The sequence below is a fragment of the Pseudomonas fulva NBRC 16637 = DSM 17717 genome (assembly GCF_000730565.1).
Lineage (GTDB): Bacteria > Pseudomonadota > Gammaproteobacteria > Pseudomonadales > Pseudomonadaceae > Aquipseudomonas > Aquipseudomonas fulva.
In genome coordinates, this window is sequence record NZ_BBIQ01000039.1 from 1 (window position 1) to 2392 (window position 2392).

1 protein-coding gene is annotated in these 2392 nt (G+C 66.1%); it reads left to right on the plus strand.

The window, feature by feature from the left end; genetic code table 11:
* On the plus strand, positions 1 to 2392 hold a 2392-nt coding region (locus PFU01S_RS21330), incomplete at both ends, for a condensation domain-containing protein (protein WP_042139942.1).

Genomic DNA, 2392 nt, shown 5'->3' on the forward strand with positions numbered 1-2392 from the left:
AAGTGAAGATCCGTGGCCAGCGCATCGAGCTGGGTGAGATCGAGGCGCGCCTGCTGGAAGTGGCCGGTGCGGGTGAAACCGTGGTCGTGGCCCGAGAGGATGCCCAAGGTCAGCACCTGGTCGGCTACGTGGCCGACCCATACCCGCCTGCTGATCTAGCAGCCTGGCAAGCCCAGCTCAAGGCCCGATTGGCCGAGGCCTTGCCGGCCTACATGGTGCCTTCGCACCTGGTCTGGCTGGCAGCGATGCCCTTGAGCCCCAACGGCAAGCTGGACCGCAAGGCCTTGCCTGCGCCTGATCTGGAACAAACCCGGCAGGCCTTCCAGGCACCGAGCACTGAGCTCGAGTGCACCGTTGCAGCCATCTGGAGCCAGGTGTTGCACCTGGACCAGGTAGGCATGGCCGATCACTTCTTCGACTTGGGCGGGCACTCGCTGCTCGCCACCCAGGTGATTTCGCGCGTTGCCCAGGAACTGGACCTGGAGGTGCCGCTGGCGCTGCTGTTCGAACACAGCACCCTGCACGCCTTTACCCAGGCCGTGAGCGCTCTGCAAGGCCACCGCGCCGCACCGATCGCCCCCGTGGACCGCAACCAGCCGCTGCAGCTGTCGTTCGCCCAGGAGCGGCAGTGGTTCTTGTGGCAGCTGGAGCCGCACAGCAGCGCCTATCACATCCCCATGGCCCTGCGCCTGCGTGGCGAGCTGGACCTGCAAGCGCTGGAAGACAGCTTCAACCTGCTGGTGCAGCGCCACGAAAGCCTGCGCACCACCTTCATCCAGGAGCAGGCCCAGGTTCGTCCGGTCATCCACGCCCACTGGCGTTTGCCTGTGCCGGTGCAATCCGTTGCGGGCGAAGACGAGGAGGGCACACTGATCCAGGCCTTTATCCAGGCCCAGACCGCCCAGCCTTTCGACTTGGTCAATGGGCCGTTGCTGCGCATCGGTGTGTTGAAACTGGGGGCACAGGACCACGTGCTGACCTTGGTTCAGCACCACATCGTTTCCGATGGCTGGTCGATGCAGGTGATGGTCGATGAATGGATGCAGAGCTATGCCAGCCTGACAAGCGGCGCGCAACCGAACCTTGCGCCGCTGCCCGTCCAGTACCTGGACTACGCCCACTGGCAGCGCGACTGGCTGGCAGCCGGTGAACGCGAGCGTCAGCTGATGTACTGGCGTGAGCAGCTGGGCGATGAGCCGGTGGTGCTGGAGTTGCCCACCGATCACCCGCGTCCTGCCGTGCAGAGCTACCGCGGTGCCCGCCTGGGGCTGACCTTGGACACGCAGCTGACCACGGGCCTGCAACAGCTGGCGCAGCAGCACAACGTCACGCTGTTCATGCTGCTGCTAGCCTCGTTCCAAGCACTGTTGCAGCGCTACAGCGGCCAGGACGACATCCGTGTCGGCGTGCCCGTCGCTAACCGCCATCGCCTGGAGACCGAGCGTCTGATCGGCTTCTTCGTCAATACCCAGGTCTTGCGTGGGCGCTTCGATGGGCAGCTGACCGTAGAGGCGCTGTTGGAACAAGTGCGCCAGGCCGCGCTGGGCGCCCAGCAGCATCAGGACCTGCCGTTCGAGCAGCTGGTCGAAGCCCTGCAGCCGGCACGCAGCCTGAGCCACAACCCGCTGTTCCAGGTGATGTTCACCCACCGCAACCTGCTCGACCAGCAGCTGGGTGACGGCTTCAAGGTGCCGCAGCTCGATGTCCAGACCCTGAGCGGCGAACACCACAGTGCCCAGTTCGACCTGGCCCTGGACACCTTCGAGACACCCGACGGCCTGGGGGCGACCTGGACCTTTGCCACCGACCTGTTCGAAACCAGCACGCTTGAGCGCATGGCCAGCCATTGGCAAACCCTGCTGCGCGGCATGCTTGCCAGCCCTGGGGCACGAGTGGCCGAGCTGCCCCTGATGGACGCACGGCAGCTGGACACTGCGCGCACCTGGAACCAGACCGCTCAGCGTTACCCCGATGAGCACTGCGTCCACCGCCTGATCGAGCAGCAAGCCCAGCGCAGCCCCGAGGCGGCCGCCGTGGTGTTCGGCGCGCGTCAACTCACCTATCGCCAACTCAACAACGCCGCCAATGGCCTGGCCTGGCAGTTGATCGATCGCGGTGTTGGCCCGGACGTGCTGGTAGGCATCGCCGCCGAGCGGTCGCTGGAGCTGGTCATCGGCCTGCTGGCCATCCTCAAGGCCGGTGGCGCCTACCTGCCGCTGGACCCGGACTACCCCGAGGAACGCCTGGCCTACATGATCGAGGACAGCCGCATGGCCTTGCTGCTGCATGCACCAGGCTTGCGCCTGCCGGTGCCCGAAGGGCTGGCGACGCTCGAACTGCTGGCCCCGCAGGCGGACCCGGTTGACGTACCGAACCCGCAGGTCGACCTGGC